Origin of the sequence: Streptococcus porci DSM 23759, from assembly GCF_000423765.1 — a bacterium.
GTDB classification, from domain to species: Bacteria; Bacillota; Bacilli; order Lactobacillales; family Streptococcaceae; genus Streptococcus; species Streptococcus porci.
The window spans coordinates 23,611-37,659 of the sequence record NZ_AUIP01000020.1 but is presented as its reverse complement, the minus strand read 5'-3'; the positions used below and the strand labels follow the sequence as shown (position 1 = coordinate 37,659).

The following is a 14,049-nucleotide window of genomic DNA, read 5'->3' as shown; positions in this document are numbered from 1 at the left end:
TATGTTGCTGACAACTGGTCTTTTGCTCAGACACGTACAATCGGACATGATGCCAAGGCGGTTAATGCTGCAGCTAAAGAAGTTGGACTCAAAACAACTTCAGCTGAAGATGAGGCTCAGGGATTCCAAAGTTATGAAAATATGAACACCTTTAGCAATCCAAGCGCTACAGTAACGCTTGCAAATGCTAAACGTAAAATCTATCAGAGCCTTATTAGTTTCATGTTTAATGGTTATGAGTATTTACATGCTGAATCAATTTCTGGTCTAACTAATGACACACGTTACTTGGGGATTGATCTATCATCTCGTTCTGATGCAAATTCTGTACATTTTCTACTGGTAGGAGATGAGGACTTGGTTTCAGAATCAACTTTTGATAAAACAGCGATTGCTAACGACAGAACAACTGAAAAACTTCAAGCGACTTATCAAAAAGCACAGGAAGCACTGATTAAAGCAAAGGAGGCTAATGAAAAGGCTCAAGAAACTCTAGCGCTCAAACAAGCAGATAAGAATACAGCTGAAGCTAACGCTAAAATTGCTCAAGAATCCTTGGAAAAAGCAATAGCTATTCCAGTCCAAACGCCTTTAGCTGAACAAGCAGTAACACTAGCTGAAGAAAAAGTAAAGGCCTCAAATGAGGCACATCAAAAAGCACAGGAAGCACTAAAAAACCTTGAAGCGGATGTTAAACAAAAGCAAGCTAATGTTGAAGCGGCAAAAGCTTTTTTGGAAACGAAAGAAGCTGAGTTGAAAGCTCTCCAACAGATACAAAGTGCTGATGAGAAAGTCTTGGAACAAGCTAAGATGGCTAAGGCTGAAGCGACACTCAAGGTTAAGAAGGCTGAAAATATTCTATCAGAGTTGAAGGAAAAATTGGCTGAAGCTAATAATGACCTGAAAGCTCTCCTAGATGCTCCAACAAATCTCAAGAAAGCACAAGTCAATTTGAAACTAGCAGTTGCACATCTGGAGGATAAAAAATCTGTTTTGGCAACGGCTATCACTCGCTTAGAGGAACTAAAAGTGAGTGAGCAAGAAACTATCAATCATTATCAGGTAGTATTAAAAGCTTATCAAGAGTTGCAAGAGGCTAAACGTCAAGAACAGCTTGCTAGAGAGCGTGAAGCAGTGATTAAATCTGGCCAAACACCTATAGCTGTTACCGACAGTACAGGTAAAGTAATAGGTTATGTGGTGTTGGCTAGTCAAGTATCGCCTGTTACTAAGTCCACAGATAAGCATGTTAGCCAAGCAAAAGTGAACTTACCAAATACAGGAGATTCTGAATCTGCTCTTGGCTTGCTTGGTCTTCTATTAGCTCTTATGTCAACATTTGGCTTAGCTATGAAGTCTAAAAAGCAATTACGCTAAAATTATGACCGCAATGTCGTAAAACTAGAAAAAGAAAGGAAAAAAGGTATCATTTATGAATTTTGATGCAAAAGAAATTTTCTCTATCCGTAAATTTAAAACGGGTACTCATTCAGCCCGTCTTGGGAAAGTCGCACTAGCTTCGGCAGCGGTTCTTGCCGTAGGGTTAGGAACCACAGCTGTTTCAGCTGATGAAACGACGACCACCGTCACTCCAGAAGTGGCAGTTGTTACGACAGCTAACCCAGCAACCAACCTTGAAACAGCCCAGTCAGCGCCCTCGCAAGCTAACCTTGACGCTCAAACTCAATCAGGAACAAATACTGGTGCGATTGTAACACCAGTTGAAACGCCAGAAGTGAGTCAGGCTGTTTCTGACGCAAAAGAGGCTGGTGTTACAGTCACAGAAACATCTTCGGTAACTTATGATACCCTAGCTGAAGCACAAGCTGACGCTGCTAAACAAGTAGTGGCCGTTGAAAATGCGGAAGCTGAAAAAGTAGCGAATACTGAAGCTATTGCCAAAGCAGAAGCGACTAACAAACAAATTGACGCTGACAATGAAGCGGAAGAAAAACGAGTTGCTGAAGTTAATAAGGCTGGACAAGCAGCAGTTGACCAACGCAACCAACTCAATGAGCAAGCTGTCAAAGATCGCAATGCTAAAGCTCTTGCCACTTGGGAAGAGAATAAAAAAGCCATTGTTGCGACTGATGAAAAGGCTATGCAAGGTTATGAAGCTCGTAAGGCTGCCAATGAAGCTGCGAACAAAGCAGGTCAAGAGGCTGTGGATGCTGAGAATGCGAAATTACAAGCGGAGTATGAGAAATTACTTGCTGAATATAAAGCAGTTTTAGAAGCAAACAAAATCATTGACGAAAAAAATGCAGCGGCTCAAAAAGTTGCTGACGAAAAAAATGCTCAGTTACAAGCAGAATATCAAAAGAAATTGGCAGAAATGCAAAAGCTTTTGAATACAGATGGCTATGCAACAGAAGTTATTATAAAATCGTTGGTATTTGAAAACGAACCTCAAGCTGAAGTTAATCTTTCGGGTAAGTTCAGTTATTCCACGGAAAAATGGGGTGGTTCTCCTGAATCGTCAGGTGAATCTATTAATGATAAAGTTAAGCGCATGGTGACTAGTACCACTAACACTGTCGTTTCAGGGTATTCTGACTGGGTTCATTCGGATACCATTTCGTCTAAGCCGGTTGTACTTAATCCAGCTGAAAATGTGAAAGCAGTTTATACCAATCTTCAAAATTCTTATTATGGTGATGTGAAAATTGATACTGTCGAGTACACCTACACTAATAAGAGTAATAGTCCTCAATTAGTATTTGTAGCTAAAGATCCTACAAATGGTGTCATTATTTATAATTACGGTAAAGACAGCTCGGATTTGGGGGTTGATATCCAGTTTAAGGATGAATCGGGTAATTATATTGAATTTTCAAAAGGTGCTCCTGCCTATATTGCACTTTCTAGTCTCAATTCACAGGTCAATGGAGATGGTTCAGTTTCTCGTGACAATGGTGAGCATGTAAGTCAGGAAGCTATTAAAGATTACAATTTTGAATTTGTTCCAATTAATGGTTCGACTATCACAGAAAATGGAGATGGTATTTATTCAAAAGTCAACAATGATTATAAATCACAAGGTAGTGATTATAATAATGCAGAGTGGGATCAAGCTGACAATCCTCTGTTCTATTATGGTTCAGCGATTGCCAAGAAATTGAGTGGAAATATTATTTCGTTTACTTCAACAAATCTTGCGACAACAAATGTAGATTGGGCACATGGGCAATGGTTAGCTATTTCGTCTAAGGTTGCAAGTCCATCACTTCCTACTCTTCCAAAACCAATCAAAGTAACTCCTGAAAAATTACAACCAACTCCTTCAGTGCCAGTTGAGCCGAAAGAAGTGACATTTGTACCAACTCCATTCACTGAAAAGCCTCCAGTTCCATCAGAACTCCCAAACCGTCCGGAACTTGAAAACTTTACGCCAGAAGACTACGTACCAGTAACTCCTGTGTATAAACCACATGTGGACGTGCCTAATGTCAAAGATATCACGGTGTCTGTACATCCATTGTTTGTTAAACAATCTCCAGCTAATGTTAAAGCGGTGGTTAATGCAGATGGTGAAAATACAAATGGCACGCTTGTACCTAAAGGCTCTACTCAGACATGGACATTAACTAACTCAGCTCTCAAAGCAGGTCGACAAGTAGTGACAAGCTATGTGATGAATGATCCGCTGCCATCAGGATTTGTCCTTGATCGTGAAGCAACAGCAAGTAAAAATACAGCTTGGATGATGGTCTATGATGAATCTGGTAAGGTTGGCCTACAAGCAACGGAAGCCACCTTAGCTATGTTGAATGCAAATCGTGATCAAGATGTAGCTGTGCCAGTAGCTTATTTGGCAGGGACACCAATTAATGATGGCGGAACTTACAAAAATACTTTTGAATCCGTGATTACAACTCCAAGTGGTGAGTATAAGGTTGTTTCAAATACACCTGTGATTTACACTCCAGGTAACGATCCTAAAACACCACGTAAAACACCAAAAGGTGATAATCCAACACCGAATGATAACCTCATTCAGCCAGAAAAAGATGTCATTGATGCCTCTGGTAAATCCATTGATGGTAAATCTGTTTTACCAAATACGGTTTTAAACTATGTGGCTAAACAAGATTTTGACCAGTACAAAGGTATGAGTGCTTCTCAATCTTCTATCGCAAAAGGCTTTATGTATGCGGATGATTATCTGGATGCAGCTATTGATGGTAAATCACTTGTGGTTAATTCGATTACAGCTGCTAATGGTGATGACGTGACAAAACTTCTGACTAGGTACCATGTGTTATCACAAGATAGCCTTTCAGAAACCCTACAAGAGCTTGTGAAAACGTCTGGTATCTCGCCAGTTGGTGAGTTTTATCTCTGGGTGGCAAAAGACCCTCAAGCCTTCTACGAAGCTTATGTGCAGAAGGGCTTGGATATTACCTATAACTTGTCATTCAAAATTAAGGAAAGCTTTACGGAAGGTGATATCACGAACCAAACTTTCCAAGTTGATTTCGGAAATGGTTATTATGGTAATGTGGTTAAAAACACGCTTCCACTCATCTCTATTCATAAAGATGTACTGGATGAAGATGGTAAATCTATTGATGGTGGCTTAGTAAAACTTGGTGATAAGGTCACTTATAAACTCGAAGGCTGGGTTGTACCGGCAGGCCGTGGTTATGATATCAATAGCTATGTGTTTGTGGATATGTTGCAACATACGCATGATGAATTTAAAGACGTTGCTTTCAAGGCAAAAATTGACTTTACTCTTTCTGATGGTACTGAAATTAAATCAGGTGATGACCTTAGCAAATACGTAGAAACAGTTTATAATGCAGAAACTGGACGACTTGAGTCACGCTTTAAAGCTGATTTCTTAGCACAAATTACACGTGACGTTGCCTTTGGAGCAGATGGCTTTGTATCAGCTGTGCGTATCAAGGATGGCGAAGTTGTCAATAGTTACGATTTGATTATCAATGACTATGGTGTCCTGTCAAATAAAGTAACGACAACGACACCAAAACCAGTCAAACCTGCAGATCCACAAACCCCACCAACTCCTTCAGTGCCAGCTTCTGTACTACCTTCAACAGGCGAAGCTAGCTCGCTCCTAAGTATTCTGGGAGGGGGTATCCTATCAGGTCTTGGCTTTGTAGGCATTCGCAAACGTAAGGAAAATTAAATCAGATAGCTAAAAGACAAGTAAAAAATCCGGCCACAAGAAGAATAGGATAAGGCACTTGTGGCCTTTTGTTATCAAGGAGGTTAATATCATGCAAGTATTTATTTCCAAAGGACGTGTATCAGATATTCCAACTAATGCCGTCAGTAGAACAGCCAATGGGAATATCAGTTTTAAGTTTGACTTTGCTTGTGATTCCAGTTTACAGGGGAACGATGGGAAACCATTGACAAGTTTTTTTCACGTTCAAGTCTATGGCAAACAGGCTGAAATTATGGCACAAAGCTTATCAATAGGTTCACCGATTTTAGTAAAAGGTGAAATCATTCAACGCGCTTATACGACTGATCAAGGGCAACGTCGCAATTATCAATATATTGTACCAAGTCAACATGATGGTATTACTTTCTTAGAAGGTAAGGAGGCTTCTAACAGACGTAGGCAGCAACAATTAAATGTTCTAGGAGCTCAAACAAACAATCAACAGGCTGATCTACTTAAGGGTACACAATCACCGAGTAACTCTTATCCAACTCCAATGGAAGCTGATGAACCATTTTAATACAAAAATAGCACGCGATTTTTAAGTCACGTGCTATTTTTGGTTAGAGCAATTAGCATTTATTAGTATAGCATAACACGTGCTGAGAAGGCAATTCTGAGTCATTTTCAGGTGATTTTATAGGTAATCGTCCATGAAAACTTCTTAAAATGAGCTATAAAAAGTTATATAACTTTTTGTCTACTGTTTAGATTTGTCCGCTTAACGCAGGAATTTTCATTATCCCTTATTCTAGGAGTGTATTAAAAACTAGAAGGGATAATTTTGCTTATGATAACACAACAAACGGATTATCAATCTGATGACTTAATGGCAGATTCCCTTCAGATAGAAAATTATCTGAAGCAAGGAAGAAGCTGCCACCTATGTACAATTCATCTGGGAATTGAAGATGGTGTTAGTTCTTACCTGGAACGCTACCAACTTGCTTCACCTCAACAGAAATTTAAGATTTTTCTTTTTTCTACTTTCTATGGTGAGAAAATCAAGCGATTTTTAGAAGAAATTCGAGGTAAGCAGCATGTTTAGTTGGTTAGAAGCTATTTTTTATACTTTGGTCCAACTAGCAAAGGTGAACCGACTTAATGCTTTATTATTGATTGGTTTTTTGGCTTATCTTTGTTACCAAGGATATAAGCTAGTACATCAACCGCTGATGACCTTTTTTCAGCTGATTAAAGGATGGATCAAAGATAGGGATAACATTAAGAAGCGTATTCATCATAAAAAAGAAGAACTTCTGAACCTTTGGAGGCATCGTCAGGATATTGACTGGAAATCATCTGGAAAGGGTAAAGGGGAGATGGTTTGGTCGTTAGTCAAGCGACTTGCCACAGTGGTCCCTTCTTTCGTATTCCTACTGTTTGGAAATCTTATTTTTCGTTTGGTTTACATGCTACCGTTTATTAAGCAGGACAGGAAACGGTTTGACAAGGAAATGAAACCCTTGCTCTACTTTAAAAACTATCGTAGCTTTGTATTTATGGGATTAGGCTTTAGTTTTATTGCTTTGATCCTGACGAACTATCTGGTAACTGTTTTAAGGGCGGCTATCCGCTTCCTTTATTTCTCAGTAGTGACCTTGAAAGATAATAGTCAGATTGTTACCTTTAACATCGATAGCTTGCTAATCCAAAACCTATTCAATGCTAAGGTATTTGTGATTGCTCCAATTCTGGCAGTGCCTGTCTTTCTGGTTGGTTTGGTGATAGCTTGGCGATCAGCTTGGGTAAACTTTGAGCAATATCGAGACTATAACCACAATGAAGAAGGTGATGATCGCTTTGCAACAGTCAAAGAAATTCACCAACAGTATAAGAAGGTTCCTAACAAGACTGAAACTTATCCAGGTGAAGGTGGTATACCTGTTCTGCATGAGACTAGAAATAATCTTACAGGTCTAACTTTAGGCTCTCAGATGCTGTGGCAAAATCGTACTTTTAGTCGTTATATGACGAATGCTGAAAGAATTTTAGGGATTTACGCGAAGGCTTCAGGTGATTATTACATCGATGATAGCACTACCAATATGCTTGGTATTGGTATGACTCGTTCGGGGAAAGGTGAAGGACATATCACTACGACGATGGATGTGAATAGCCGTGCGGAAATTCAACCATCAATGGTTATAGCCGATCCGAAAGGCGAACACTACCAATCATCTTATAAGACCATGAGACGACGTGGATATGACGTTAATGTCCTCTCTTTTCAGAATATGGACTGGTCCATGTCCTATAACCCTCTAGCACTTGCAATTGATGCAGCAAAAAAGGGTTACTATGAAAAGACACAGACACGTGTTAATGCAGTTGCTGAAGCGATTTATCGTAAAACAAAACCAGGTATGGGAAATGGGAATGCCAAATATTGGGAAGATACCTCGATCTCCCTCTTTAATGCGATTGCCATGGCACTTATTGACCGAGCAAATGAAACCTTTAAAAATGGTGAAAAAGATGCCTGGGATACAGTTACGGTTCGTAATATCGCAAAATTTCTGACTGATTTAGGGTCTGAAGAAGTCTTTGTCAATGATTATGGAGATATTGTTGAAAATCCAGACCGTGATCAGCAGGTTAAGAAGAAATCCAAAATAACGGTTTACTTCGACAATCTGCGTAAGATTAACCAAGAGAAATTCTCTAAATTTAGAGATATGGCTGATCTAAACTTCAGATCATCTGACTTTGCCTCAGAGGAAACAAAAGGAAATGTTTTCTCTAGCATGATGTCTGGTATTAATCTGTTCTTGCAAGATAACATTGCTAAACTCACGTCTAAAAATTCTATTGACCTAGAATCAGTTGGTTTCCCACGTCGCTTATCGGTTAAGTTTCGCTCAAGTTCTAATGTAGCTATGCGTAACGAATACGCTCATAAGACTGCTAAGGTAACAATTACCAGTCAATCGGCTTGGGGTAAAACAACTAGACAAGTTACCCACGTGAAAGAAGCAACAGCTCTAATCGATGGCGAAGGCTATCTCACCTATGTGATTGAACCTAAACTACCTGATCAGTTCCTGATAACCATTGACTTTAATCACGAAAACAATGGGGATTCAACTATTCGTAACAAGACCTTCCAATTCTCAGCTGAAAAAGTTTATCAGAAACGTGGAAAAATCATCAAGCTTGATGAGTACACGAGGAAACCTGTACTGGATCACATCAAGGTTACAGTTCTGAATAATCAAGAAGATAATCTTCTTCAGGAAGATGATATTGACTTGATTTATTCAGACAATCCTAAAGTGATTTACCTGGTAACACCACCAAACAGAACAGAATACAATAGCATTGTCTCTCTATTTCTTGATCAGTTATTTAATGCTAACTATGAGTTGGCACTGTCTAATGGTCGTAAATGTGTCAATCGGATTCTTCATATACTGGATGAGTTTACCAATATTCCAGCCATCCCCCACATGGATACTAAGATTTCTATTGGTCTTGGCCAGAACATCCTCTATTACCTCTGGATTCAAAGCTTGGAACAACTGGTTGATAAGTACGGAGAGAACGTTGCAGCAACTATCCAAGATAACTGCTCGCTTAAGATTTATGTGAAATCCACATCAGATAAGACCAATAGTCGCTTCAGTAAGGATTTAGGAACACGGACAATCACACGTCGCAGACGTTCCAGCAATATTTTAGATGAAGCTAACCCTAACGTGTCTATTGAAAATCCTAAGCAAGAATTGCTAACACCTACACAATTAGCCAAACTCCAGGAAGGAGAAGCGGTTATTCTCCGTGGGGTTAAAGGTCGAGATAACGCAGGGCGTAAGGTAACAACCGATCCAATCTTCCTCCATGAGAAGACAGCTTTCCCTTATCGCTATATGTTCCTTCAAGATGAATTTGATCACTCTATGACCTTGGCTGATATTCCAGTAAATAGTGAGCATAGAGAGCTTGATCTTCAAGATATAGCAGTAGGAGCACAAAGCACTTTCAATAAAATTATTGATTGGCGTACGGCACTAACTGATCGTATGAGAAGTAACGGAGAACCTCCTCAATTAGCTACAAGAAAGCAGCAACCAAAACCTTTATCTCAAGCTCAGTTCACCTCTCCAGATGAACTAACACATGCTATTATTGCAGATGTTTTTGATGAAGAAGAGAATGATGATATCTTCTTTGTAGATGATGTAATCTAACTTAGAAAAAGCTCTTAGAGTTTACCTCTAAGGGCTTTAAAATAGAACAATAATAATGGTTATCTAATCGTTTAAATGGATTCATAAGGGTCTCCTATTTGATAATAATTTTACTCTATTAAGTCCTTGGATGAATTTCAAATAAGCAATGAAATATTGACTTAATATAAAAATATTTACAAAAATAACAATTAAAATATGTATTTTAATATTGATAAAAATAATGATTTATATTATAATAAATATATAAAATAAAAGAGGAGCATGGACATGAAAATTATTTCTTTTTCAAAAATTAAAGGCGGTGTAGGTGCTACAACAAATGCCTTATTACTAGGTCAAGAGTTGGCTAGACGAGGATTTAAGGTTTTATTTATGGATAAAGATCATCAGTGTAATCTAACACATTATTATGATATTTACCAAGAGAGCGGAACTATCGCAAATATCTATACAAAACAAGGAAATGTAGATATCTTACCTGTTGCCCCTAACATTGATTTAATACCTGGTTCTATGAGATTAGATGAAGTTGAACGTCAGCTGGAAACTAATCCAAACCAGAATATGTTTTTATATGACTGGTTAGATGATCAATACGATGTTCGTAAACTAGGTAATTATGACTATGTTATTATAGACTGTCATCCAGACTTTGGGATTGCTACTAGAAATGCTATTGCAGTCAGCCATATTATTATTAGCCCACTTATTCCAAGTGACTTCGCTTTTGAGGCTAAAGAAAATTTAGAAATTCGTTTGGAAAATTACCGTAAACAGGAAATTGTTCGTCCAAGTCGTGAATCGTTGATAACTGCTAAGCTCTATTTTCTTCCAAATATGATTAAGCATAATACTAAAAAATCAAAGGAATTATTACAGGCTATTGATGGTGAAGTCAATATTTTAGGGCAAATCCCACATAAAGAACTTTTTAATAGAATTACAAAAGATCATACAATGATTGATATGATGTCTGATAAAGCGACTTATCAGGTGCATCGCTCTTTTTTCAGACAGATTCAAGAGACACTTGAGCAAATGATTTCTATTATTGACGAGAGTTGATAAATGTATTAAAATAGTTATTAAAATAAATATAAAAATAGTTATATAAATCATGATTAAAATAGCTATCAAAATAAAAAGGAGAAAAGATGGCATTTACTTCAAAGAGAGAACGTATTGAGAAATCGCTTGGTGAAAAGATCCAAGCACCACCTCAATCAACTAAAACAAGACGAGCAGGAAGACCACCAGGTAAAATAAAACACCCTTACACGTTCACTTTAAAACCAAAAAATCGTGAAAAACTAGATTTAATTGCAGCAGCTGAGGGTCATAGTGGGGCTTCAACTTTTTTAGATAACTGGATTGAAAACTATAAATTGGATTCTTAGAAGGTGAAATAAAAGGGATTACTAAGCGATTCATATATTTATTAAAATTATTATATAAATAATTATTTTTATTTTGGTAAGCTCCGTTTTTTAGTACCCTTAGACAAAGTAAACTGTATTTGTTATAATGTAATCAGCAAATTGAGGATAAGGTTGTTATGAAAATGAAAAAATTGTTTAGTCTATTGATGTTAGGTCTTGCGCTTATTCTTCTAGCAGCCTGTAGTCAAAAATCAGCTGAAGATATTGTTAAAACAGAATTGAAAGATAGTTATACAGGGTATTCAGAACTTTCAGGATATGATAGCTTGATTTTCACTGGAGGGGGTCAAGAGCTCGAATTTGATAAGAAGAATCATAAATTGAAGTCTGGAGATGAAGAAGTTTATTATGAGGTTGTTGCTGAAGATAAATTACCAAAATCTATGAAGGGGATAATGGCATCTCATGAGGCAGAATTAAAAGATAAACACTATTTTATTATTAACGTCGGATACCATAAAGATGATATTTGGGGTAAAGTAGGAGATCAGTTGTATGGTGTTGTTCTAACAGAAGGTGGTAAATCAATCAATATATTTGAGTTTGAAACTGGATATACTAATGATGGTTATTTTAATTTCACAGGTGAAGCTAAATAAGCAAAAAAGTCTCGTTATGAGGCTTTTTTTATACATCCTATGACTTGTCCGCTTAACGCAGGAATTTTCATTATCCCTTATGATGGAGGTATCTTATAAAGAAAGTAGGTACCTTATGTGAAATATGATACTTATTCCGATTTGGTCAACGCCTTGGAAACAGGCTTCCTAGATTTCAATGGTAAGACCAATGGGAATATCACAGGCGAGAATGCAGAAAAGATGGCTTCATTTTATAAATATTGGAGTAACTACCTTGATTCAACTCCAGCCTTTCTTTCCTTTTTAGCTTATATACCAGGTGCAGTAGCCAAAGCCCTGTATTCCATTACAGCAAGTTTAGAACATGTCTTTAATAATATGTTTAAGCTTTTTGGTTTATTTGGATATTTAGGCGATAACAACACGGTTATAGGACAATTTTTCTTCTGGTTTCAGGTGATAGGAACAACACTATTTAGCTTGATTTTAGTTGTTTCTGCAATAGCTGGTGTCTTTACTAAGCCAGTCAAATACAAAGGGGTGATAACTAACTTCCTTCTAGTAACGATGGTTACGGCTGTGTTACCTTTGGCTTTAACATCCGTTTCATCGGTGATTGCTCAAGATGCAATGAATATTCAAACCGTATCTAGTGAAGCACCTGATGGAACTGAACACTATTCATCTTTGGCGATTCAACCAATGAAAAATAATGTGGTAGATCTTAAAGTATTGATTGATAATGATTTTTCAACCGAGCTTTTTCCCTTGGATGATTATGGGTATATCAAGCCACCTAAAGAGGGCTCAACGCCAGTCAATAATATTACAGATAGCACTGATAAGCGAGACACTACTGACTTTGCGACACGAATTGATTTTGGGGCAACTTATGGTGCTTCTAATTCTGGATTATTAGATCAAATGGAAAAGAAGCACACTGGTATAAAAGGTTTATTCCTACATAAATTAAACACGAATCAAGATGGAGTAGAAACCATTACACAGCACCGTATTGTAGGTGAATTAAATGCCTTTGAACCAGTCTATATGCGTTATAAGGTCAACTGGATAGGAATGTTCATGCAATACATTATCCTGATTGTCCTCTTAATTTCTATGTCGATCAAGTTGGTTAAATCAGGCTTTGATATTGTGATTGAAGCTATGATTTCACCGCTTCAGGGATATTCTTCCTTGTCTAATTCCAAGAAGTATAAAGAACTTCTACGAACAATAGGAGGTGCTCTTGCAGGTATCTTCTTTGAAGTGGTGATTATGCGTGTGACGTTGGAAATCCTACGTGACTTACCAACGTTATCAGTATCAGCTGTTACAAAATTATCAGGCGGTTTCTTTGATGGTCTTAATATGTGGGAACAATGTCTTGCGGCTTCACTTGTTTATATTGGTGTCTTCTTTGCTGCTATGCAAGGGGTATCAATGATTGAACGTTGGCTGGGCGTTTCTACTGGTCATAGTGATACAGCCCAACAACTGCTTGGAGCGATGATGATGGGTAATGCCTTTGCGACAGGTGCTGGAGCTATCGGTAACGGAGCTATGGCTATGGGAGGCTTTGGACTTGATATGGCTAAGAAAGCTCCTGGAGCAATGGTAGCAGGAAGTAAAGTTCTTGGAAATAGTCTGGCAACAACTGGTGGTGGAATTCGAGGTGCTTTCAATGCTGCTAAAGATCAAGGTGCTTTGAATGCAGTCAAAGGTGGCTTGAGTAACATGTATAGTGCTGCTGACCTTGCAGGTAAAGAGGCTGTCGGTAAAGCGAAAGACTTTGCAGGTGGTATAGCAGATAACTTAGGTCAAAAAGAACAGGCAGCCCATGATGCTGTTTATAAAGGCATGAAAAATGATGCAATTCCGCCACGTGCAGGATTTGATTCAACAATCAATCCAAATGCAAACTACACCTTAAATCCTTCTGGCCAATACGGAGGAGAAAGCCTATTCTCAGATGACTCAGGTGCATTTGACAATACTGATAGTGGTCCAAGTGGTGGCGGTATTACAGATCCTACAGTGACCCCATCAGAGCCGTCAGGAGAAGCATTTGGTGGTATTAGTGAGCCAACTCCATCGCCTGGAGATACTACGCAACCTATGGGAAATACTCCACTTCCAAATGTTACTCCTGATGCACCAAAAAAGCCTGAAGGCTCAACGACTCCTAAACGTAACTTCCAACAATCAATGAACCAAATGCAGTACATGAACCAACAAATGCAACAAGCAGGTCAGCGTATGCAAGGACAATCTCATATCAGAGGTGCTGAAATTGATGAAAGTGAAGAGTAAGCTCTATGTGTGAGGTTGCAGGTAAGGTTGTTGTGATTACAGGAAGTTTACGACCAATGAGCCGACAAGATGTGATTACCTTTCTGGAGAAAAAGGGAGCAATCGTTCAAGGATATGTCTCTGCTCAAACAAATATTCTTCTTGCAGGTCATAAACAACTAGATCTTTTTGAACCAGATAGACGGTCTAAAAAGTATGAAGCTGCAATATCCAGAATAGCAGGAGGGCAAGAAATCACAATTTTGTCAGAAGAATCATTCTTCAATATGGTTAAGAAGTCTCAATCTTGAGGCTTCTTTTTCATGTAAAAAGAAATATAACTTTTT

General features: G+C 38.2%; 10 protein-coding genes. All 10 read left to right on the top strand.

The window, feature by feature from the left end:
- Positions 1-1,377 (top strand): SEC10/PgrA surface exclusion domain-containing protein (locus G576_RS0108635; RefSeq protein ID WP_027974265.1); only part of this gene is annotated, 1,377 nt, incomplete at its 5' end.
- Positions 1,378-1,432: 55 nt separating this feature from the next.
- On the top strand, positions 1,433-5,155 hold the full coding sequence (locus G576_RS13785) for an SspB-related isopeptide-forming adhesin (protein WP_051178077.1): 3,723 nt from the start codon (positions 1,433-1,435) through the stop codon (positions 5,153-5,155).
- A 91-nt stretch (positions 5,156-5,246) separates the two neighbouring features.
- Entirely contained in the window at positions 5,247-5,717 is a 471-nt protein-coding gene (locus G576_RS0108625; protein WP_027974264.1) for a single-stranded DNA-binding protein, read from the top strand.
- Between the two features lie 270 nt (positions 5,718-5,987).
- Positions 5,988-6,245 carry a hypothetical protein gene (locus tag G576_RS0108620; RefSeq protein WP_027974263.1) on the top strand — a complete coding sequence of 86 codons (258 nt, stop codon included), beginning with the start codon at positions 5,988-5,990 and terminating at the stop codon, positions 6,243-6,245.
- Positions 6,238-9,387 (top strand): VirD4-like conjugal transfer protein, CD1115 family, encoded by a 3,150-nt coding sequence (locus G576_RS0108615; RefSeq protein ID WP_027974262.1) that lies wholly within the window; start codon positions 6,238-6,240, stop codon positions 9,385-9,387. Before G576_RS0108620 ends, G576_RS0108615 begins: the two co-directional genes overlap by 8 nt.
- A gap of 270 nt (positions 9,388-9,657) precedes the next feature.
- Positions 9,658-10,455, top strand: a complete 798-nt coding sequence (locus G576_RS0108610) for a ParA family protein (protein ID WP_027974261.1) — start codon at positions 9,658-9,660, stop codon at positions 10,453-10,455.
- An 89-nt stretch (positions 10,456-10,544) separates the two neighbouring features.
- A complete protein-coding gene (locus G576_RS0108605; protein ID WP_027974260.1) occupies positions 10,545-10,787 on the top strand; it encodes a hypothetical protein in 243 nt (80 codons plus the stop codon).
- Positions 10,788-10,945: 158 nt separating this feature from the next.
- Positions 10,946-11,428: a hypothetical protein gene (locus G576_RS0108600; RefSeq protein WP_027974259.1), complete on the top strand. Its 483-nt coding sequence runs from the start codon at positions 10,946-10,948 to the stop codon at positions 11,426-11,428.
- Positions 11,429-11,545: 117 nt separating this feature from the next.
- Complete coding sequence (locus tag G576_RS0108595) at positions 11,546-13,723, top strand: pLS20_p028 family conjugation system transmembrane protein (RefSeq protein ID WP_027974258.1); 2,178 nt, start codon at positions 11,546-11,548, stop codon at positions 13,721-13,723.
- A gap of 5 nt (positions 13,724-13,728) precedes the next feature.
- On the top strand, positions 13,729-14,013 hold the full coding sequence (locus G576_RS0108590) for a BRCT domain-containing protein (protein WP_027974257.1): 285 nt from the start codon (positions 13,729-13,731) through the stop codon (positions 14,011-14,013).
- Positions 14,014-14,049 lie beyond the last annotated feature (36 nt).

What these genes read in the sequence shown, in the direction of transcription:
- G576_RS13785 (WP_051178077.1), top strand. Translation starts at nt 1,433, where the DNA reads ATGAATTTTGATGCAAAAGAAATTTTCTCTATCCGTAAATTTAAAACG.
- G576_RS0108625 (WP_027974264.1), top strand. Translation starts at nt 5,247, where the DNA reads ATGCAAGTATTTATTTCCAAAGGACGTGTATCAGATATTCCAACTAAT.
- G576_RS0108620 (WP_027974263.1), top strand. Translation starts at nt 5,988, where the DNA reads ATGATAACACAACAAACGGATTATCAATCTGATGACTTAATGGCAGAT.
- G576_RS0108615 (WP_027974262.1), top strand. Translation starts at nt 6,238, where the DNA reads ATGTTTAGTTGGTTAGAAGCTATTTTTTATACTTTGGTCCAACTAGCA.
- G576_RS0108610 (WP_027974261.1), top strand. Translation starts at nt 9,658, where the DNA reads ATGAAAATTATTTCTTTTTCAAAAATTAAAGGCGGTGTAGGTGCTACA.
- G576_RS0108605 (WP_027974260.1), top strand. Translation starts at nt 10,545, where the DNA reads ATGGCATTTACTTCAAAGAGAGAACGTATTGAGAAATCGCTTGGTGAA.
- G576_RS0108600 (WP_027974259.1), top strand. Translation starts at nt 10,946, where the DNA reads ATGAAAATGAAAAAATTGTTTAGTCTATTGATGTTAGGTCTTGCGCTT.
- G576_RS0108590 (WP_027974257.1), top strand. Translation starts at nt 13,729, where the DNA reads ATGTGTGAGGTTGCAGGTAAGGTTGTTGTGATTACAGGAAGTTTACGA.